Source organism: Parabacteroides sp. AM17-47 (genome assembly GCF_003434625.1).
GTDB lineage: Bacteria > Bacteroidota > Bacteroidia > Bacteroidales > Tannerellaceae > Parabacteroides > Parabacteroides distasonis.
Window position 1 is genome coordinate 67,045 of record NZ_QTLI01000019.1, and the last position, 20,626, is coordinate 87,670.

A 20,626-nucleotide genomic window follows, 5' to 3' on the forward strand; every position below is an offset into this window, starting at 1 on the left:
AGGAAAAGAGGAAAATCGAAAGGTTTTCCTCTTTTTTTATATCCTCGTATTACTATATATCCGGGATAATGTCTACTTTAGCCCCCAATACAACAAATAACAAAAAGAGAGATGAAGATGGTGAAAGGGATATACGTGTTGCTGACAATGTTCTTATTGATAGGATGCGCTACGGTAATGAATCCTTATAAAATGGACAACCGGATGCATAAGATAGAGCTAGGGATGACCAAGCAAAAGGTTATATCGATACTAGGAAAGGATTTTGAGTCGGCTGGCGCACGGATAACCCCCGACGGCCCGATAGAGAGTATCAGTTATAAGACGGTAACCATGACGATAGCCGACTACTCTGAAGGCTACTACATCCTAAGCTTCAAGAATGGGATACTAGTGGAGTGGTTCAAGGAAAAGACACCGATCAATAACAATACAGCGAACTAAGGTCTCCTTTTAGGCCACTAAAAACAAATAAGGCAGATGCCTCTGGGCATCTGCCTTCATTCTTTTACGATTATAAACTTTCTTCGATACATGAATCCGGTTATGACTGACCGGCCTGCCGTGGTTTTCTAACTCGGCCTCACGACTGCCTTTCCGGTTAGCCTTTATGTACTCGACTAACGGATCTTGCTTTTTTCTCTTTGTCTTCATAGCTTTATTGCTTTTATATCGCTTTCACGAGCGCAAAGATACGAAAAGAATTCATTTCACCTCACTATCGTCCCAAGGGTATTTTCTTTTCGGATTTCTAGGGAACCAACCTTTCTGCACACGCTCCTCCTGCTCGAAAATCTCCTTGATCGTCCAGAACGATGAGAAGGCGAATACGCCGCAAATAGCGGACACAAACACGCTGTCTATAAACAGGGAGGCTATCACTCCTAAAATCCCCAAGACAAGGAATATCCACCAGCATTTCGTCCCCCAATAATACTCGGCCTTCACGACTACCGGATGAAACAGACCGATAATCAAAAATGTAACGATACCGATCAACAACCCATCAAAATTTATCATATCCATATCTGAGTATTTATACTTATTACTATTATATGTAACAAATATACGAACAATATTCCACTTAACTGATCATTTCTTTCTATGAAGAGATAGAAGCCCCTATTCGCAATAATCGTCTCACAAAGATGAAACGATCTTTTCATATACGTGATACGATCTTTTCACCCTTGTGATACGATCTTTTCACATAGGTGAAAAGATCAAGACCTAAAGAAGCTTACACTTAAAGTAACACAAAAAAAAGTCACATCCATTGTTAGTGGACATGACTTCTATATTGTTTTCAAATAAGATTCTTATCTGTTGCTTTCCTCCGCTGGTGTAGTAGCGGGAGTTTCCTCTGCCGGAACTGCCGGTTGTTGCGCTGTACCAAAGTCCGGAGCGATCGTGTTAGGATCGATAGAGACAGCGTCGTTCACTTGTTGCTTGATCTCTGATTGAGCGGCATGCTCAGTTCTGGGGATAAATGCGGTAATCACGATACTCAGTACGATTACGGCACCCGCCAAACTCCAAGTAGCTTTCTCCAAAAAGTCCGTGGTCTTACGTACACCCATGATTTGGTTAGAAGAAGAGAACCCTGAAGCCAAACCTCCACCTTTCGAGTTCTGGATCAACACGATCAAGATTAATAGTATAGAGGCGATCAGGATTAAGATAGAAATAAATACGTACATCTTAGTTTTATTTTTTAGTGTTAATAATCAACTTTTCCAAAAATCTGATTTGGTCTGCAAAGTAAACATTTTTTTCTGGATATTTCAAGCTTAAGTTTTTAATAATTTGCAAAGCCTTATCATATCGCTTCTGTTTTATATAAATCCGGGCTAAAGTTTCCGTAAGGCACGAGTCTTCCAGCGATTTGGACTGCTCATCATCCAAATCTTTCACCGACTCTGGAGTCTCCGCACGGCTGGTTTCCTCACGGATTTCCAGCCCACTACCCGGCATACGCTGTTGGTCATTTTTAATGAACGAATCGATCAAGTCGTGATGTCGAAGCCTATTCTCCGCATCCTCTCCAGATGGCTTCTCTTCTTCCTCTTTCGATAATGACCAAAACATATAATCTGACGATACCGATGGCTGGAACAGGAACGAGGCTTCTTTCTTAGGCTCCGGTTCCTCGTTACGGTTAGAGAGGAATGCGTCTATCAAGGAGAAAGTATCCTCTTTTCGCATATCCGGCTCATGCTCCACACGGGAGTTCAAGCCATATTTATCTCCCTCTATCAGTTGGAACAGCTTTTTCCGGTCCGGCAAGAATATCGCCATCTTCTCCAGCTCCAAGGTAAAACTCATATCATTTAATACGGCCAGATTCTTTAGATACAACATCCGTGCCACTTGAAAATACGGGTAATCCTCCACGATTCGTCGCAACTCAAGAAGAGTCCCCTCGGTCAATTCCGAAGGCTCCTCCATCAAACGATATAAATCCTCCGCCCTCATTCTACCAATTGGCAACCGTAGCGTTATAGATTTGGTCTACTATTTCCTCTATGATTTCCTCGCATAATGTTCCCTCTACCTGCTGCGGCATCAAGTTACTGTCGAACTCGCGGTAAGCGGAGAACGACTGCTCAAAATCCTCATCCGGGTTAACCCGGTTGGAGTAACGAACCCGCACCGTGATCGTCAACCTCGTCTGCGAGGCGATAGCATCCTCCTTCACGGCCATTGGAGCGAAATCGTAACCAGTGATCTCACCCTCCAACTCAAGGTCGCCATTGCTCGGAACCAGTTGCAGACGAGTCTGACGGATGTAAATATCCTTCAAATCCTCCGTAAACTGCGGCGCAAGGGTCGGATTCACGTAGGGAGCTTGGTTCGTGAAGTCACGAATCGTAATGGTCTTCACCTTCGTATAATCGATAGAGGCTCCATTAAACTTATAGGAAATAGAGCAAGCCGTAGCCAATACCGTCAAAAATGAGAGTATAAGCCAATTGGCTGCCGACAAACGTATGTTGACAATCTTCTTTAGCATATTTTTATTCCAAATTGTATTCCTTGATTTTTCGATATAACGTACGCTCCGATATCTTCAAGTCGGCTGCCGCGTTCTTCCGTCGCCCGTTATGCTTCTCCAAAGCCTTACGGATCATCTCCTTCTCCACCTCTTCCAAGGATAAAGTCTCCTCTTCCACATCCTCGGCATCTTGGATCGTCGGGTGCATGGCATGAACTGCCGCCGGATGGATCGGATGCGCATAAGGGGTATCGTCTGCCACCGTTGGCATCGGGATATTCCCTCCCATGATATCATGCACTAATTTCTTTAGCTCGTTCACGTCCTTTTTCATATCGAACAAGACTTGATAAAGGATCTCCCGCTCGCTGTTAAATATCTTTTGATCCGGATCTTGCTTCACCAATACCGGATATTTCTCTACGTTCACGTTCGGCAGATAAAGGCGCAGGACATCCGCCGTTATATCCCGTGTCTCCTCGATCACGGAGATACGTTCCGTGATGTTTTTCAACTCACGCACGTTACCCGGCCAACGGTAAGAAACCAATAATTGACGGGCCTCATCATCCAAGCGGATCGGCGGCATCCGGTATTTCTCGGCGCAATCACTGGCGAACTTACGAAATAATAAGACGATATCTTCCGGACGCTCCCGCAAGGGAGGCACTTGAATAGGCACCGTATTCAAACGATAGTACAAATCCTCCCGGAATTTACCTTCCGAAACCGCCTGCACTAAATTCACGTTCGTAGCGGCAACGATACGAACGTTCGTCTTCTGTACCTTAGAGGAACCGACCTTGATAAACTCACCCGTCTCCAACACACGAAGCAAGCGTGCTTGCGTAGGAGTTGGCAGCTCTCCTACCTCATCCAAGAAGATCGTTCCACCGTCCGCTACCTCGAAATACCCTTTACGGTCGGCCAACGCCCCGGTAAAAGAACCTTTCTCGTGCCCGAAAAGCTCCGAGTCTATCGTCCCTTCCGGAATGGCGCCACAGTTTACGGCTATATATTGTCCATGCTTACGCTGACTGTTCTGATGAATAATTTGAGGGAAAGTCTCCTTTCCGACACCACTTTCTCCTGTAATAAGAACAGATAAGTCGGTTGGCGCTACCTGGAGCGCAACATCGATCGCACGATTTAATCCGGGGTTATTACCAATAATCCCAAAACGCTGTTTTATCTGTTGTACATCAACCTTCATCACTCTTTCACTTTTAAAATCTGTAATTATTTCAGTTACTCTGCCAAAATTACAAATCTTAATTCAAACTACCACTATTGATAACAGATTCTATCGATCGTTTCTTATTTTTTAGCACCATATGTACGTTTATACAAGAACTCGGCAAGATCCTTGTCTTCCGGGATGGCGGCGATCTCTTCCGGCAAGATAGGCTCACCGATATATACATCCGCTTTCTTTCCACGCTTATTGAAAGCCTCTGTAGGAATACGCAAGGTACGTATTTGCCAGCTGATATTCCCTAGCCAATAGAAAAAATGGGTATTTTGGAAATCAAAATAAACAGGGTATACCGGTGCTTTCGCCTTACGAACTAAGCGGATCACGCTATGCGCCCACGATAAATCCCGTACCTGTTTCTCTTTTTTATTATAAAATGAGATCGCTCCAGCAGGGAAGAAACCCATCGGATGACCTTCTTTCAGGCGTTGCAGGGATAGTCGCACGCCATTGACATTCGCCGGATTCGCCCCTCGCTTGTGGGAATCGGGCACCACGGATATGAAATTATCCTCCATCGCCCCGATCTTCGTCAAGATGCCGTTCACCATCACCTTAAAGTCCGGACGGCGGGAAGCGAAAATATCAATCAGCATGATTCCATCCAACGACCCGATCGGATGGTTGGAAACGGTAACAAAAGCCCCTTCCGGCAGATGATCTAAAATCTCTTTATTATGAACCTCATAGCTGAGATCGATAATGGGGTCATGCAATAAAGCGGAAGTAAACTCAGCGCCCCGTAAATGACAATTCCGGGCATGTACCTTATTAACCAGATCCACACGTAAGCACTTTATCAGCAACTTACCCAACCATGTCCCCACTCGCCCCTTGAAGAACGGGACCATCTCTTGCAAATCGTAAATGTCAACAACACTCTTCTTCATACTTTATCCTAAAAACGAGGCACACATCTTCTCGTGTTTCCTCATCACTATCGCTAGTACGATGTTCAACACGATGATCTCGTATAGGTAATAAGCCCAGACCTGTCCCGTTAGTACGATCACAAACATAACCATCGTCCGGCCATTAAAGGTCAACAAGTCTATGTAACGCATTAAATGACGACTCTGTTTACGAAAGTCCACACGGATATTCTCCGGAATATTATCCCCATACTTCGCATGCAAATTTTGTAACATACTCTGTAAGGTAGGCGTAGCCTTCACTTGCAACATCGTATACCAACGATATAAGAAGTAGAAAAACTTGTTAATGCCATACTTCATCTCCTTATGTTTCGCCTCCACCTGTTCCAAAGACTGAAACTCCGATCCTTTATCCTTACTGATAAAATAAAGGTGAAGCGTCTTATAATAATCCGTGATATTCGCTTGGACTAAATGAGACAGACCGGATAAGACCGCCAAGGCAAAGAACCAATCCGTACCGTAATCATGAGACAGACGAAGAGCGAATCCGATATAGATCGAAGCGAACCAGATATCCCCGGCGAATCCGTCCAAGATACGCCCGATAGCGGACTTGATCCCTGTAAGACGTGCCAGCTGCCCATCCACGCAGTCGAGGATATTGGCAAATACCAACAATAATATACCACAGATATTATATGTCAAATTATCGTGATAAAACATAAATCCGACCGCCGCACCCACGAAGATCGAGATAACCGTAATCATATTCGGGGTAATCCCCGTGCCTCGCAACATACGAGCAATACGAAATCCTATCGGACGATAAAAAATTCGGTCTATCTTATTTTCTGTTTCTATCGACTTTAACGATGCTTCGTATTCCTTATCCAACTCGCTCATTTGTTTCTTATTTATACGAGTAACCGCCATCCACAACGACTACCTCGCCATTAAAATAACTATTCTCTATCAACATTTTATAAACTTCCGCCAATTCATCCGGGTCGCAGAACCGTCCCAAAGAGACCTTGTTCTCTATATTCCGACGGATCTCGGCAGGCTTTGTTTTCTGCCATTCCGTATCGACAAAACCGGGAGCCACGGCATTCACACGCAGTTCATAGGGAACTAAGAACTTCACCATATTTTTGACCAGCGCATGAACAGCACTTTTCGTCACCCCATATGCCAAGGATACCGAATGAGGCTGTATTCCCATCAAGGAACCCGTAAACACGATACTTCCCCCCTTATTAATCCGTCCAACAATCTTCTGTAAGAGGAAGACCGGGAAATGGATATTAGCAAAGAAAACCCGTTCCCAATCCTCGAATGAAAGTTCCTCAAAAGGATCCCGACAGGTCATTCCCGCATTGAACACAAGGCCGTCCAAACGTAGCCTATTCTCCTCCAAGAAAGAATCGATAACCCCGATCGTATTCCGATCCGAGATATCGGCCCGCAGAATAGAAACCTGTATATCGAAACGCCCCACCAACTCGCTACGTACCTCCTCTGCGGCCGCTTGGTCGGAAGCATAAGTCAGTATAAGGTTATATCCGGCCTTTCCTAAACAGGACGCTACCGCCTTTCCTATCCCTTTTGTCCCACCGGTAATTAAAATAAATTTATCCATGAAACTGATCGTTATTTAGCGGCAGATCCTTTCACTGTTTCCGGCTTCGCCTGACGTTGGGTTGTCAGATTCGCCTCATAAGAATCATGTATCGTTTTTTTCAGATTCGAGGAGGAAACCCCCGTTCCGTAAGGGAAATAAAATACCTGAACGCCTAAATCCTTCAGATAGTCGTACTTTCCGAACCAGTCATCACCTACCACGAAAGCGTCGATATTCAGCTTCTTCACGATTTCCGTATGATCCAAGGAATGTTGTGGAATAACGATATCGGGGGTCTTCAACGCCTCGATGATCTGCAAACGTTCATGGAACGGAATGATCGGCTTCGCTTTATAAGAAGAGACCAACTCATCTGTACTAACCCCGACGATCAATATATCCGCCAAACTACGGGCGTAATTGATCATCCTAAGATGATTATAATGGAACATATCAAACGTCCCGGATGTATATACTATCGTTTTGTCTTTAAACATAATCGTAATTTTCGTTTTAAACCGCAAACTTACGCAAACTTTTCCTATCTTAAAAGTTTAAAACCAAAAAGCGTCCCACGCCCCATACAAAAATGTCATGTCAATAACATCCATTCGTTATTAACATGACATTTTATGTATTTATTGAAACTTGTCAGGAAAGATCTACTATAATCCGTCCGTATCGTCCTCTTTCGTCAAGTCCAGTTTCTCATTATCCCCCCCCCTATCGAAATATTGCTTACGCAACGGATTGGCGGTAGCCTCTTGATAACGCAACCGGTTCCGGAAGATATCCAACGCCGCATATAAGGCTTGGCGGAACGACTCTTCCGAAGCCACGTTCTGCCCGGCTATGTCATAAGCTGTTCCGTGTGCCGGAGAAGTCCGTACGATCGGCAATCCTGCCGTATAGTTCACCCCGTCATCCATCGCCAACGTCTTGAAAGGAGCGAGCCCTTGATCATGATACATCGCTAAGACACCATCAAATTTATCATACATCTGCGAACCAAAGAAACCGTCAGCCGCATAAGGGCCAAATGACATTACGCCTTTTTTCTCCGCCTCTTGCATTGCCGGTATGATAATCGTCTCCTCTTCCGTACCCAGCAATCCGGCATCACCGGCATGAGGGTTTAAGGAAAGAACCGCGATACGTGGCTTCACAATACCGAAGTCTTGCTTTAACGACTGATTGAAAATACGCAGCTTATTCACGATATCGCCCACGTTGATGGAAGACGCAACTTGCGACAATGGAATATGCCCCGTCACCAAAGCGACACGAAGATCATCTTTCATCAAGATCATCAAGGCTTTTTTATCCAAGCCACCGAAGCATTTCTCCAAATACTCAGTATGCCCGGGAAAATGAAAATCCTCGTTCTGGATATTATGTTTATTGATCGGGGCGGTAAGCAGTACATCCACTACTCCCCGCTTCATATCCGTAACTGCTGCTTCCAACGCCTTGAAAGCCGACTCACCGGCAACCGGCGTAGATTTCGACAACTCCACCTTGGTCTCGTCCTCCACGCAGTTAATAATGTTCACCCGGTTTACTCCTGCATCCTCCGCATGTGAAATAATATTCATATTGATAGGAGGAAGCTCCAATGCCTTCCGGTGATAAGCGGCTATCTTGGACGAGCCATAGATAATCGGCGTGCAAAGCTCCGCCATGCGGGTATCGGAAAAGGTCTTTAATATTACCTCATAGCCGATACCATTTATATCTCCGTGGGTGATCCCCACTTTAATCAGTCGTTCTTCCATATATTTTGTTTGTTTATTACTTTTTCTCTTTTGGGATATCCAATGTCTCAGTTACCGGTTCTTCAAATTCACCCGGCAAACGTAACGTAAATAAGGCAGCTTCTATTCTACGCATGAAATTACGCTTGTCTGTCTCCGGAGCATACACAAATCCCTCGGCTACAACCACACGATGATTCTTTTCATCCAAGCGGGTGTGGCTTACGAACGGGCCTCCCATCATATCGCCTTGCATTCTCCACAAACCGCGCATCACGCCGCAATATTTACCATTTAAGGTTATTGGCGTATACTCCACTCCCGCACGCGTTTCTGTTTGCATATAGGAACCCGGGAACGAACCCGGCAGGTTCGCCTTCAATACAGAATCTCGTTTAGCGACCAGATATTCCTCCGTAAACGTATTCGGATCAGTATAAGGGAAAGTATATACGATTAAGTCCATACGGCCTGTGTTAGCGTTATTGGAAGACCAGAAGAAATCTGTCGTATCCTTATAGTACGTGAAGTTTGCCGGAGCGTTTAACATCACGTTCAGGTCGCTTTTCAGGTTATCCATAACCACCATACTATATTCCTTTTGTAATTGCTCTATCGCACGATTCATCTCCACCTTTACGAAGAAATCGACCAACGCCTTCTCATGGGTCTTTGAATACTCGACGATCGACTCCGTATTAGGAGCTTTCAGCGAAACAACCACCTGCCCTCTAGCCCAGACATTATTCTCGTAGCCTACAGAAACTTTCGTATAAGCGGTGGGGTCTATCGTAACCACTAATATATTCCTTACATACCGTAACAGACCTGTAAAATCCTTTGGTTGTACGTAGGTAATCTTCAAAGAAGGCTCGGCTTGCGGAAGTCCGGGCACCGAAGAGGCCAACTCAGACTTTATGGCTTCTCCCGCAGGGCCTTTCCAATCCTTTTGATCCATAACCACGACAACCTCATATGCGAAGCCCGTAGCTTGAGTCATCACAGAACCTGAATTACATGCTCCCATCAAAACAAGAAGCAGCAACATACCGATGAATAAAGAACGTGTTTTCATACCCGTGTGTTTTATATTATACAAATGTAACATTTTTCGCGGTAGAAAGCATTCCACAAGCGGCGAAAATATCCTCCCCACGTGATGCCCTTATCGTACATACAACTCCTTTGGCGTTTAAGAAATCCCGAAACGCCTCCATTTTAACGATATCGGAAGTCTCTAAAGACACATTCGGTATCGCATGAAAACGGATCAAGTTTACCCGACAAGGAATTCCACCTAATAAACAACTCAAAGCTTCGGCATGTTTCAAGCTATCGTTCAAATTTTTAAAAACAATGTACTCAAAAGAGACACGTCGTTGATGCGAAAAATCATATTGTTTGATTAAATCGATCACCTCCCTCGCTGGGAATGCCTTTTCAACCGGCATCAAGGAAAGACGTTCCATAGGATAGGGCGAGTGCAGACTTACGGCCAGATGACATTCGCTCTCCTCTAAAAAGCGTTTCAAGCCTTTCGTCACACCAATGGTTGAAACCGTGATACGCTTCGGGCTCCACGCATATCCATACGGGGCCGTGAGTATTTCCAAAACCTTGAAAAGCTCGTCTACGTTATCCAGTGGCTCCCCCATTCCCATGAAAACGATATTCGTCAATGAATCGTTTTCCGGCAAGGACTGGATCTGGTTCAATATTTGGTTCGCTGTCAGGTTTGCCGTGAAACCTTGTTTTCCCGTCATACAAAACAAGCAATTCATTTTGCATCCGACTTGAGAAGAGACGCAAAGAGTCGCCCGATCATCCGTAGGAATATAAACAGACTCAACAAAACGCCCCGGTCCGGCAGCATATAGATATTTGATCGTACCGTCTTTCGACTTTTGATACTCAGATGGCGGATAAGCCCCGATCTCGAATGAATCCTCTAATAAAGCACGTTTGGCTACCGCTATATTTGTCATCTCCGAAATCCGGGTTATTTTCTTCTTATAAATCCAATCGGCCATTTGCTTAGCCGCATATGCGGGAAGACCCACCTCAGACGCCACACCTTTCAGTTCCTCCAAGGTCATCCCTAATAATTGTCTTTTGTCAACCATGCTATCGATATTTTCTTATTCGCGAAAGTACGAGAAATATTCCACAAAATAAAGATCCCCTATTTTGCCGTCAAAATAAATATATCTTGACGACAAAACAGGGGATCTTTTTTATCTTAAGTATAAATACTCTTTATTAATAGAAACGGATACGGTTGTCTTCCACCTTAGCGTTGTTGACCATAGATTGGATAGCTTGGAATCCTACACGATACGCGTTCGAAGCATCCAACGCACGGATTTCCTCAGCCTCGTTGAACTCCTTACCATCTTTATTTCTTGCGTATACCTTGAACACATATACACCGTTGTTACCTTTAACCGGAGCACTTACTTGGTCAACTTGAGCCATAGAAACCATAGCGTTCAAGTTCGGTTCGATACCGATACCAGCGATACGGCGAGTACCAAAGTTCACGAACTTTACAGAGTCTACAGAAGAACCCATCGTTTCAGCATATGCCTCAACTGAAGTTAAATTCTTAGCAGCCAATTCCTGAGCGATCTTATCGCCTTTTTTCTGGGCAGCCAATTCAGCTCTCAAAGCCGGAGCGACCATATCAACCGGACGATACCCCTCGGAAATACTTCCTTCTACAGCAGCCACGACAAATTTATCACTACACTCGAAGATCTCAGAGATAGAACCTTTATCGTTCTGGAACGCCCAACGAATTACCGGACGTGAATTCTTGATAGAACCTAACAACTGATCATCCGTAGTAACCGTTGCACCTGAAATCAAGTTATAACCGGCTTCCTTCGCATTCTCCTCCAATTTAGCCATAGAGTTGTTCTTCGATACGAACTGATTCAACTCATTGTAGATGTTGCTATAGGTCTTAGAGCTAGGAGATACAGTCATGTCGATATCTGCGATCTTATATTTTTCAACATTTCCTGTTTTCTCTGTTACTTTTACAAGGTGAGTACCATATAAAGATTTCACAACCGCTACCTCATTCAATGGAGTTGAGAAGACAGCCTTCTTAAAATCATCATTCACACCTCTCAAAGCGGTAACCTCTGTAAACCAACCTAGTTCACCACCATTCTCGGCGGCTTGGTCTGCTGAGTATTTCTTAGCTAATTCAGCGAAATTAGCGCCACCTTTCAACGCCCCCATCAAGCTATCAGCCAAAGCTGTTGTCTCAGCCTCAGATTTACCGGCCAACATGATGTGGCTAACTTTTACTGAGTCCGGAGCAACCGTCTTATCGACTAGCTTAAACATTCTGTATTTGTCATTCTCGAATACAGGACCATAAACAGCGCCAACCTCAGAAGTCGTAGCGAATTGTTTCATCTCCGGATCCAAAGCCTTCTCCGTGAAGAAAGCGTCAACATAAGGAACCTCAGAGTTCTCGTTTACTACATCAGCCACTCTTTCAGACGTAGCCAGCTCCTCTTTCAAGCTCTCGATCTCGGCCTGTGCCTTATCATAATCCTCTTTACTCGGACGGATATCTACGGCGATATATTTAATTACCTTAGATTCTTTTTGTTTATAAAGCTCCTTGCGTTGGTTATACAATTTCTCGATCTCGCTCTTGCTTACCTCAATCGTTGAATCCGGAATCGTAGCATATGATTGCATAGCGTAAATGATATCCGAATTCTCGGCATTATCATTATAAGCTTCCTTAGCGTCCAATGAATTCGCGGAAATAGCCTTGCTCAATAATGTCGTATATTTTTGCTCCAAACGTTGACGTTTGATGTTCTTCTCCCAGAACAACCAGAAGTTCTTAGCTTGAATCAGCTGTGCCTGTTGATCTGCCGGATAGCTAGCGATATTATCGGAATCGATTTGTTTCAAGAAATTCAACAAAGCGGCCTTATCAAAAGCACCAGTCTGAGGATTCGTAAACATTTGCATTTGTTGGATCAACGGAGAGATATTCTCACCTTGAACCATATCGAACAATTCTTCCGGACTTACTCCCATACCTAATTTAGCAGTAGCCTCGTCCAACACGACCTCTTGTACCATCGCATCGAATACGGACTGGCGAATCTGTGTCATATATTCCTCGGGCAGGCTGGCTGAACCGGATTGCATCTTATACATCTCGGCCATCTCATCAACGCGACCTTGATAATCTTGAATTTTTACAACCTCTCCATCAATCTCGGCGATCCGTTCCTGTGATTGCCTAAAATAAGTAGAACCAGAGTTTAAAAAGTCTCCAATGATAAAAGCGAACAATGCCAAACCCACCACGAGTACCAGCAGTCCTGCTTTGCTTCTAATTTTTTCCAGCGTAGCCATTTATCTTTATTATTTTTTAAAGTTTATTATTTCACATTTTAAGGGCACAAAGATATGAAAAAAAGGAAATTCCACAGCATATAATCCTTTTTTTTATCAAATCCCTACTTTCATACGTACAAGTTCGATCTTCGTAGCCGTTACTTTGATTATCTTAAACGAATATTTATCGATCTGGACAGTCTCGTTCAATTTCGGGAATTTTTGATAGAAGTGCAAGATAAAACCGGCGATGGTGACATAATCATCCGACTCCGGAAGATCCAACCCGAACATTTCGTTCAAGGTATCAATCTCCATTCTACCCGACAGCAAATACTCATTGTCCGATACTTTTTTAGCCACATGCGACTTCATATCGTGCTCGTCCTCAATCTCTCCGAAAATCTCCTCCACCAAATCCTCAAGTGTCACGATACCCGACGTACCGCCAAACTCATCCACGACAACAGCCAAGCTCTTCTTCTCTTGCATCAGCAGTTTCATCAGTTTATTCGCCGCCATCGTCTCCGGAACGATCGATACGCTACGGATATGCTGGGTCCAATCCTCCGGATTCTTGAAAAGCTCGGAAGAATGGATATACCCGATAATATCGTCAATATTCTCGTTATACACCAATATCTTCGAAAGTCCTGTCTCGATAAACTTAGAACGCAATTCCTCTATCGTAGCAGACGTATCACAGGCTACAATCTCCGTCCGGGGCACGATACAATCCCTCAAACGGACATTCGAGAAGTCTAAGGCGTTTTGGAAAATCTTAACCTCCGTATCCATATCCGAATTTTGCGGAGCATCTTCCAGACTTTGCTGTATAAAATAATCCAAGTCTACCTTGCCTAATGCCTGAGGTGAACTTTTCAAGTTCTTCACGCCCCCTAACTTCAAAATCAAAAAAGATAGCAGGGATGAGAACTTGGAGACCGGATACAGGATGATATATATGATAAATAATGGTATCGCAAATATATTGAGTGATAAATTAGGATTCAACTTAAATATGGTCTTGGGAATAAACTCCCCGGCAAACAAGATCAAGATCGTAGATATCACGGATTGGATAAAAACGATCAATGCCTCATTCGCAACCACCTTGGCTATAAACGGCTCCAATACGATTGCCATCTGAAGACCATAAACGACCAACGCAATATTATTTCCTACCAACATGGTAGAGATAAACAAATTTGGATTACGATAGAAAATACCCAGTATCTTACTGGATAGACTACGTTCCTTCTTATCCAGCTCGAAACGAAGCTTATTGGAGGAGATAAAAGCGATCTCCATCCCGGAAAAGAATGCGGAAAATGCGAGGGAAATTAAAATATAAGTCAGCGTCCCCACCTTAATTACTTTTTATTGAATCTATTTGTGACACATCTACCCGGGCACTATCCCCCTGAGCTGTCCGTGTCGTATCGGCCGGAGCATCGCTCACCGGGAAAATACCTTGTGAGTTAAATATCTTATACTGAGTCATATCTTGGTTCGACTCAAAACCTATACCTGTTATGATCTTATCTTCTTGCTCGATACGCATAAACTTATCAGAATAAACCTTCTCTTGCTTCTGGTCCCAGAACAATTGGGAAGTCTCAAAATGCTCCCCTTGCAGACTTTCCACCTCTACATTACCGATCAGCTCCCAAAGCCCTTTTTTATCATAATAATAGGCTGTATCCGCCTTAATACTCGCTTCTGTCTGGAATAAGGTATCGAACTTCTCCACGTAGATCCCCTCGGGGAAATACCAATGGGGTTCCGCCGCCTTCCCATAAATCTGCCACTCTTTCGCTTTCAAGCGATATCTCGTGATACCAGAATCGGAGATCAAGGATGACACATCCGTAGCCTTCATCGTATAAGTCTTGTCCGGGTCAAACTCAACATCAACCACCTCCTTATGCTCCTTACTGCAAGAGGCAGAAAACAAAAGAAGCATAACAACCACCACGAAGGTAGTTGTTATGCCCATATTTTCCGTTTTACAATGAAAACGATTTCCTATCATAATTACCGAATCGTTGTACGCTCTCCGATCCAACCACCGACAGTGAAAGGTTTGCCCTTCTCCAAATCCGGGTGCATGAAGATCTCCTCCGTAGAAGGAAGGTGAGCACGATAAGATGATATCAAAGTATTAGCCTCTTCAGCAACACTCGGATCTACCTGTTTCGCTTTCTCAAATTTATCGATAGCGGCATTATAAGCAGCTCTTGCCAATACTCCATCATTCGGGAAGACAGATTTAGAAGTAGCGGCATACATCTTGCCGATCAATAAATAAGCATTGCCATAGTTAGGATTTACCTCCAAAGCTTTCTGGCAATATTGTCTAGCCTTTGAATAAGCATTTTGCTCAAACAGCAACAATGCGATCATATAATAATCATCAGCTTTTGAAGTCGCGTCCGTTTCTAAATTCGCGGCCTCATCAAAGTATTTAATAGCCGTATCATAATCCTTTATCTTAACGGCTTTCTTTCCTAGCCCAACAGCAGCCTCGGCACTAGGTTCTTGACGATAAGCATAGTCTGATGCCAAAAAGTAAGCCTCGATTTCTTGGCAACCTGTTCTTCTCAACAAGGATATAGTCTCTTTCAAATAAGGTAAGTTGTCCTTATTCTCCTCGATCTTAGCAGCATACAAATTCTGCAAAGTCTCGCAATCGGCAGCACCACTATTCGCAAAGGCATTATCAACACCACTCTTATATGCGGTCAAGGCATTCACTTCTTTTTGATTGTTTGCAGCCTGCGCAGCTTTTAACTGAGCATCCAAGCCACCAGAAACCTTCAAATAATCTTGAATATACTGTTCTTTGAAATTCGGATCGTTAACCATTTTCTTCATAGAAGAGAAACTAAACAAGGAGAGACCTAGAGCCTCCGTATCAGCACCTTTCTCATCAACGATCTCCTTCAACCAAGTATAGGCCTGATTATAGTCGGCATTATCGCCAGTTTGCGCTAAATAATCTTGCACTTTTCGAGCAACGATCCAGTCTTTTCCATACCGGCGATCATTTCCAAAATATTTCACACGCTTGTCGTAAACTCCCATCAAATCATCAATAAGAGCTTTCTTCTTAGCGGGATCTTTCTCTTGGGCAATCTTCCAGCCCATGATTTTCACACCGTACAAATAGATATCTTTTGTAGCGGCAGGACACTCATCGTACACGATCTTCCAGAAATCAAAGGCGTCTTTGAAGTTTCCGGCTTTCGCGTAAGGAACGAACAAGCTGATATTGGTAATACAACGCACACTATCCTCACCGGAACCGAACTGTGTACCATTATCTACTCCTTTCTGCGCATAAGCGCCCAATGTACCCATAGTACATCCAAGCGCTAGTAATAAAACTTTGATCTTCATATCTCTTTCTATTAAAGTTAGCTATAATATTTATATTCCTTCAAAAAAGTATCATACTCATTAGACCCTTTCGGCCATTCCCGGTTTAATCCACTTTTCGTTTAAAAAACCATAATTCGTTAAATGTATAGTTCACCGTAAACCGGAAATACTGCTCATCAATCATTGTACGTAATTCCGGACGGATCTTCACGTATTCAAATGACAGGTTCACTAATGAACGGTTATCGATCAATGGAAGCCCAAAACCGACACTCGCCCCATATTCATTATAACCATGTCCTTTATAACCATTCTCCTCGGAGCGACTGACTCTTAAGTACGAATTGCTATAATGAAAACCGGCACGGTATCTGATACGCCCCAAATAATTACGATTATCATAACGAGGAATAAACTCGGCACCAGCCGCTACACGTGTACGGTTCTTGAATTGGCCTTTCTCGTTATCAAAATAAGCGTTCGCCCAGTCCTCATATAAGAAGTCCGCAGCTAATGTCAACCGATTCTCTTTCACATAGGAAATACCCGCTCCGTAAGAGTTCGGCATATCAAACCGATAATTCTTAATTGTATCGTTCCTTGTATATCCGGATGTAGCCGAAGAACCGACAAGCTGAGTATCATACACAGTCGTATTCAGCTTTTTCCCGGGAGAATAAACGAAACCTACCGTGACATGCTCCGTCTTACTCAAAGGATGCGTATATTGAATACCAAAATCTAACTTTAAATCACGAATCTCATAACGTTGGTTTCTATACACATCGTCCGCCCCTGTCGAGCTCGGGAAAATCAAGTTGCGGGAATGTGTTATATTTCCAAATAAAAATCCGGCGTTCACACCAATGGAAAGACGCTTCTTCCAAATATCATAGGAGAGCCCTAAATAGGCATCGCTTAAGCCACCTTCGCCACTAAAGCTTTCTCCCCAACTTAAACCGCCCTCGGTACGGCTCTCGCCGAAATCATATCCTACATATGAATAAGGTAATAAACCGATACTCATCGCTAAACGCCGGGTGATCGGAAATTGCATGGCGATATACTCCACGTTTCCATTCATCTGTCGTTGCTTGTTCGTACCGTCATAGAACCAAGACACCTGACCGGACGCACCAAAATCAAAAAGGAATGTCAACGAATCCATGCAACTATAAGATGCTGGATTTAATGGATTTATCTGTTTAGAGGACCTTAATCCATAACCGACTCCACCCATCGCCCTTCCGGCACCAAAAGATCGATCCGCCAACTCTCCATATCCAAATCGCGTATAAGGCGAGTTCGTGTTATTTTGAGCCCACAATGGCAATTGTGTAAAGATAAGAAAACTTATTATTACTACCTTATTAATTTTCAACATTATACTCTAAGATTCTGTTTAATCCTGTCAACACTAAATTAATGTCTGCAAAGATGGAGTTTTTTAGCCGTCTTTCAAAATAAAACGAATGACCGCCTGTTAAAAAAACCAAAAGATCCGGATATTTTACTTTCAGCTCGTCAATATATCCGTCCATCTCGTAAACAATCCCATTCACCACACCCGCTTGGATAGCCGTTTCCGTACTTCTCCCGATAAGCGGTATATCATCCTCTTCCGTTACCAAAGGCAGTTTCTTCGTAAAATGGTTCAACGCTCGAAAACGGGTTGTCATCCCCGGAGAGATATTCCCCCCCAGAAAGATACCCGGCGCTTCTATCACCTCATACGTGATAGCGGTACCGGCATCGATAACCAGCAGATTTTTTCCCGGCCGCAAATAATTCGCCCCCACGACAGCGGCCAAACGGTCCTTGCCTAGCGTTTTCGGCGTCCCATATTCCACCTTGATCGGTAAAGCTACATGTTCATCCAGAAAGACAAAACGCTGAAGCTTATTTTTTAGATAAGCGATCAACTCATCGTCCGTATCTATCACCGTCGATAAAATGCCTTGCGTAAAAGCGTACTTCTCAAAAAGAGCAGCGACCACAGATACACCGAATTGCTTGTATACAAAAGAAGCCTCTATATGCCCATTTTTATACACAGCGACCTTTGATGACGTGTTACCTTGTTCTATAATAAGATTCACTTCTCTGATATTTTCCGCAAAGAAAAACAAAAATGATGAAATAACACGCAAAAACATCGCATAACCTCTAAAATTCTTCTTGAACAAAAAGGATCGCATCTCTGTTTGAAGAAAAATCTAAATAAAAAACAAGTTATGAATTACGGGATTAGTGTCTTATTCAGGGCGATTCCATTGCTAATGGCCCTCTTTTGTTTCGGTTATGGATTTTTTGTCTTTAACTATGGAGTGGACTCCAGCAGATTCGTCGCCGGACCTGTCGTATTCTCTCTTGGCTTTATTTGTATAGCTTTGTTCGCTACGGCAGCGACCATTATTCGTCAAATTATCCATACATATAATAATGTAGCCAGATTCGCTTTGCCTATCCTTGGATATCTCTCGGCAACCATCACTTTTCTGGCGGGCTTTATCTTACTCATGTCCTCACCGGCGCCAGCAGACTTTGTCGCGGGCCATGTCATTTGCGGGGTGGGCCTTATAACCGCATGCGTAGCGACAACGGCTACCGCCTCTACCCGATTCACCTTAATACAAATGAACGCCAAAAGCGACGATCCCAGAATACCAGACAAAGCGTTCAACTTTTGGCAGGGGGTATTCTTGATCCTTGTAGCATCATTTATATCCATAGTCGCATGGATTTGGGCTTACCGGTTGCTAGCGCATAGCGACGAGCATTCCCAATACTTTGTCGCCGGGCACGTGATGGCCGGACTAGCATGTATTTGCAGCAGCTTAATCGCTTTAGTCGCCACGATCGCCCGACAAATAAGAAACACATATTCCCGATTGGAAAAAAGGTTATGGCACCGTTTTGTCATCCTGATGGGATCTATCAGTCTGATATGGGGTCTCTTCGTATTAGGAGATAGCGACCCGGCTAATGCCTCAACCGGATATATCATGATCGGCCTTGGATTAGTTTGCTATAGTATCTCCAGCAAGGTGATCTTGCTGTCTAAAATATGGAGGGAAGAATTCAAGCTTGCCAACCGGATTCCATTGATTCCTATATTCACGGCTTTATTCTGCCTTTTCCTCTCCGCTTTCCTTTTCGAGATGGCGGCCGAGCATAGTTATTATGCCATTCCCGCACGGGTATTGGCCGGACTGGGAGCGATCTGCTTTACGTTGTTCTCCATCGTCAGCATATTGGAAAGCGGAACCTCTTCCAAATAAACTGTTTTTTCATCGTGATGAAAATACTTTTTCTTCACGGTGAAAATACTTTTTCTTCATGATGAAAATGTTTTTTCCTCACAATGAAAAAATCAACATTCTTTGATAAACCATCGGCCACAATACATGAAACATTTTTTAACATTACCAAAAGCATAAGGTTTTCAATTCTTTATAAACAATTATCATCCCAAGAGTAAGAAAACGCTTGCAAAGTAAAAAATAATATCTACTTTTGCACCCGGGTAAGTCCTACACGGCATGCTCCCTCGGAATCCCCCAGGGCTTGACCGCAGCAAGGGTACTTGGTTGTAGCGGCGCGATGTAGTAAGCTTACCCACCTGCCTCTTTAGCTCAGTTGGCCAGAGCACGTGATTTGTAATCTCGGGGTCGTTGGTTCGAATCCGACAAGAGGCTCAGATAAAACACAACTTAAAAGGAAGCTTATACGTAGGCTTCCTTTTTTCTATTTTAGACATAATATAGTTGCGCATTTGCATTAATATATTAACTTTGCTGATAAGAATTCAAAACAGCAACATCATGGAAGAGAATAAGAATTTACTTTTAAAAGGCGCTATGACTTATGGTTTGGCCATGGGTATATATTGGGTAGTGAAATACATCTTTTTCATCTTCAGCGTTTCAGTCCCCTCCTTGAGTCTTGTCTATTGGCTATTGACGCTCGCCGTCCCTTTCATCGCCTACTACATGACGAAAAGATATCGGCACGACATCGGTGGAAGGATCAGTTTCTTTCATGCATGGAGATTCGGCACGATGTTGTATTTTTTCGCCGCATTGATCGTCTCGCTTGAATACTTTGTCTTTTATCAGTTCATCGCCCCACCTGATTTCGTGGCAAATGCGATCGGGCAATTAACGACTGCATTAAAAGATAGCCAAGTTAACTCGGATATGCTCGACTCGCTCAGCAATATTCGCATCTCGCCAATCCATATGGCCATACAAGGAATATTTAATAACGTATTTTACGGCATCATACTTTCTATACCGGTAGCGGCTCTCTTGTGCAGGAACAATTCGACTGGTTCCATCACTGAAAACCGCTAAAAAGTTA

22 protein-coding genes and 1 tRNA gene are annotated in these 20,626 nt (G+C 43.6%); 4 read left to right on the forward strand and 19 right to left on the reverse strand.

From position 1 onward, the window contains the following. Positions 1–111 precede the first annotated feature (111 nt). Positions 112–444 carry a hypothetical protein gene (locus DW205_RS15840; protein WP_005861592.1) on the forward strand — a complete coding sequence of 111 codons (333 nt, stop codon included), beginning with the start codon at positions 112–114 and terminating at the stop codon, positions 442–444. A 9-nt stretch (positions 445–453) separates the two neighbouring features. On the opposite strand, the gene DW205_RS15845 is transcribed toward DW205_RS15840, so the two are convergent. From DW205_RS15845 to DW205_RS15935, 19 genes are all read right to left on the reverse strand, one after another. Further along, entirely contained in the window at positions 454–654 is a 201-nt protein-coding gene (locus tag DW205_RS15845) for a hypothetical protein (RefSeq protein ID WP_005861590.1), read from the reverse strand. Between the two features lie 51 nt (positions 655–705). Further along, the gene (locus tag DW205_RS15850; protein ID WP_008774116.1) at positions 706–1,026 is read right to left on the reverse strand and encodes a DUF4491 family protein; all 321 of its coding nucleotides are present in this window, start codon (positions 1,024–1,026) and stop codon (positions 706–708) included. 293 nt (positions 1,027–1,319) lie between these two features. Beyond that, a complete protein-coding gene (gene secG / locus DW205_RS15855; protein WP_005865837.1) occupies positions 1,320–1,700 on the reverse strand; it encodes a preprotein translocase subunit SecG in 381 nt (126 codons plus the stop codon). 7 nt (positions 1,701–1,707) lie between these two features. Beyond that, positions 1,708–2,475 (reverse strand): hypothetical protein, encoded by a 768-nt coding sequence (locus tag DW205_RS15860; protein WP_005865835.1) that lies wholly within the window; start codon positions 2,473–2,475, stop codon positions 1,708–1,710. Position 2,476: 1 nt separating this feature from the next. Next, entirely contained in the window at positions 2,477–3,013 is a 537-nt protein-coding gene (locus DW205_RS15865; RefSeq protein WP_005861582.1) for an LptE family protein, read from the reverse strand. Between the two features lie 4 nt (positions 3,014–3,017). Continuing rightward, positions 3,018–4,208, reverse strand: a complete 1,191-nt coding sequence (locus tag DW205_RS15870) for a sigma-54-dependent Fis family transcriptional regulator (protein ID WP_005865833.1) — start codon at positions 4,206–4,208, stop codon at positions 3,018–3,020. A gap of 104 nt (positions 4,209–4,312) precedes the next feature. Then, the gene (locus tag DW205_RS15875) at positions 4,313–5,140 is read right to left on the reverse strand and encodes a lysophospholipid acyltransferase family protein (protein ID WP_005865831.1); all 828 of its coding nucleotides are present in this window, start codon (positions 5,138–5,140) and stop codon (positions 4,313–4,315) included. 3 nt (positions 5,141–5,143) lie between these two features. Further along, a complete protein-coding gene (locus DW205_RS15880; protein WP_005861576.1) occupies positions 5,144–6,031 on the reverse strand; it encodes a CDP-alcohol phosphatidyltransferase family protein in 888 nt (295 codons plus the stop codon). A gap of 7 nt (positions 6,032–6,038) precedes the next feature. Next, a complete protein-coding gene (locus DW205_RS15885; RefSeq protein ID WP_005865829.1) occupies positions 6,039–6,767 on the reverse strand; it encodes an SDR family NAD(P)-dependent oxidoreductase in 729 nt (242 codons plus the stop codon). 11 nt (positions 6,768–6,778) lie between these two features. Next, a complete protein-coding gene (locus tag DW205_RS15890; RefSeq protein ID WP_005861572.1) occupies positions 6,779–7,246 on the reverse strand; it encodes an adenylyltransferase/cytidyltransferase family protein in 468 nt (155 codons plus the stop codon). Positions 7,247–7,414: 168 nt separating this feature from the next. After that, positions 7,415–8,524 (reverse strand): 4-hydroxythreonine-4-phosphate dehydrogenase PdxA, encoded by a 1,110-nt coding sequence (gene pdxA / locus DW205_RS15895; RefSeq protein WP_005865827.1) that lies wholly within the window; start codon positions 8,522–8,524, stop codon positions 7,415–7,417. Positions 8,525–8,540: 16 nt separating this feature from the next. Then, positions 8,541–9,578 (reverse strand): DUF4837 family protein, encoded by a 1,038-nt coding sequence (locus tag DW205_RS15900; RefSeq protein WP_005865825.1) that lies wholly within the window; start codon positions 9,576–9,578, stop codon positions 8,541–8,543. Positions 9,579–9,594: 16 nt separating this feature from the next. After that, positions 9,595–10,626 carry a 23S rRNA (adenine(2503)-C(2))-methyltransferase RlmN gene (gene rlmN / locus DW205_RS15905; RefSeq protein ID WP_005865823.1) on the reverse strand — a complete coding sequence of 344 codons (1,032 nt, stop codon included), beginning with the start codon at positions 10,624–10,626 and terminating at the stop codon, positions 9,595–9,597. Between the two features lie 136 nt (positions 10,627–10,762). Next, on the reverse strand, positions 10,763–12,898 hold the full coding sequence (locus DW205_RS15910; protein WP_005861564.1) for a SurA N-terminal domain-containing protein: 2,136 nt from the start codon (positions 12,896–12,898) through the stop codon (positions 10,763–10,765). Between the two features lie 96 nt (positions 12,899–12,994). Continuing rightward, positions 12,995–14,248, reverse strand: a complete 1,254-nt coding sequence (locus DW205_RS15915) for a hemolysin family protein (RefSeq protein WP_005865821.1) — start codon at positions 14,246–14,248, stop codon at positions 12,995–12,997. 1 nt (position 14,249) lies between these two features. Then, the gene (lptC, locus tag DW205_RS15920) at positions 14,250–14,915 is read right to left on the reverse strand and encodes an LPS export ABC transporter periplasmic protein LptC (RefSeq protein WP_008774124.1); all 666 of its coding nucleotides are present in this window, start codon (positions 14,913–14,915) and stop codon (positions 14,250–14,252) included. 2 nt (positions 14,916–14,917) lie between these two features. Continuing rightward, positions 14,918–16,282 (reverse strand): lipopolysaccharide assembly protein LapB, encoded by a 1,365-nt coding sequence (locus DW205_RS15925; protein WP_005865816.1) that lies wholly within the window; start codon positions 16,280–16,282, stop codon positions 14,918–14,920. Between the two features lie 85 nt (positions 16,283–16,367). After that, positions 16,368–17,648 carry a membrane protein gene (locus DW205_RS15930; RefSeq protein ID WP_005865814.1) on the reverse strand — a complete coding sequence of 427 codons (1,281 nt, stop codon included), beginning with the start codon at positions 17,646–17,648 and terminating at the stop codon, positions 16,368–16,370. Next, entirely contained in the window at positions 17,635–18,462 is an 828-nt protein-coding gene (locus tag DW205_RS15935) for a type III pantothenate kinase (RefSeq protein ID WP_005865812.1), read from the reverse strand. The genes DW205_RS15930 and DW205_RS15935 overlap by 14 nt, the downstream gene beginning before the upstream one ends. 36 nt (positions 18,463–18,498) lie before the next feature. Between DW205_RS15935 and DW205_RS15940 the strand changes: the two genes are divergently transcribed. From DW205_RS15940 to DW205_RS15955, 3 genes are all read left to right on the forward strand, one after another. Beyond that, complete coding sequence (locus tag DW205_RS15940; protein WP_005861552.1) at positions 18,499–19,545, forward strand: DUF2776 domain-containing protein; 1,047 nt, start codon at positions 18,499–18,501, stop codon at positions 19,543–19,545. A gap of 343 nt (positions 19,546–19,888) precedes the next feature. Further along, positions 19,889–19,962 (forward strand) — tRNA-Thr (locus DW205_RS15950). Positions 19,963–20,088: 126 nt separating this feature from the next. Further along, complete coding sequence (locus DW205_RS15955; protein ID WP_005865810.1) at positions 20,089–20,619, forward strand: DUF4199 domain-containing protein; 531 nt, start codon at positions 20,089–20,091, stop codon at positions 20,617–20,619. Positions 20,620–20,626: the final 7 nt, after the last annotated feature.